The sequence below is a fragment of the Oleiphilus sp. HI0067 genome (genome assembly GCF_001635735.1).
The window spans coordinates 1-1,039 of record NZ_LWFI01001342.1 but is presented as its reverse complement, the minus strand read 5'-3'; the positions used below and the strand labels follow the sequence as shown (position 1 = coordinate 1,039).

1 protein-coding gene is annotated in these 1,039 nt (G+C 47.5%); it reads left to right on the top strand.

What is annotated here, in order from left to right; genetic code table 11:
- Positions 1-1,039 (top strand): class I tRNA ligase family protein (locus A3739_RS21275; protein ID WP_156502736.1); only part of this gene is annotated, 1,039 nt, incomplete at both ends.

Genomic DNA, 1,039 nt, shown 5'->3' with positions numbered 1-1,039 from the left:
ATACCTTAGATGTATGGTTCGACTCTGGTGTGACACATGCAGCGGTACTTGAACAGCGCGCAGAGCTTGGTCAATACCCGGCAGATCTTTACTTAGAAGGTTCGGATCAGCACCGTGGTTGGTTCCAGTCATCTTTGAAAACTGGTATTGCGATCAAGGGTGAAGCGCCATACAAGCAAGTGCTTACACATGGCTTTACCGTGGATGGTGAAGGCCGCAAGATGTCTAAGTCCATTGGTAACGTGGTTTCGCCGCAAGAAGTGATGAACAAGCTTGGTGCAGATATCCTACGTTTGTGGGTTGCTGCGACGGACTACAGCGGTGACATGACGGTATCGGATGAAATCCTCAAGCGTACAGCAGATTCATATCGCCGTATTCGTAATACCGCGCGATTCTTGTTAAGTAATATCAATGGTTTTGATCCAAAAGCGGACTTAGTACCGAATGATCAAATGATTGCACTAGATCGTTGGGCTGTAGATCAGGCACTTCAACTGCAAGCAGAGCTTCAAGAAGCGTATGACAACTACAACTTCTTAGGCGTGTTCCAGAAGTTGGTTCAGTTCTGTGTTGGTGAGTTGGGTGGTTTCTACTTAGATATCATCAAAGACCGTCAGTACACCACGCAAGCGAATAGCTTGGCTCGTCGTTCTTGTCAGACTGCGATGTATCATATTCTAGAAGCAATGACGCGCTGGATGGCGCCAATCTTAAGCTTCACGGCTGATGAGATCTGGGCTGTTATGCCGCAGCCAGTATCAGGTGAGCGAGATGAGAGCGTATTCTTGGCTGAGTGGTATACCGACTTAGTTGCACTTTCAGATGATGAGCCGCAAGGTCGTGACTTCTGGAATAAAGTGATGGCGGCAAAAGAAGCTGTTAATAAGTGTATCGAAGAAGAGCGTAATGCCGGCAATGTAAAAGGCTCACTAACGACTGTAGTTAGTTTGTACTGTGAAGGTGATTTGGCTGACACCCTGAGCACCTTAGGCGAAGAGTTGCGTTTCGTATTGATTACCTCTGGCGCACGCGTGCT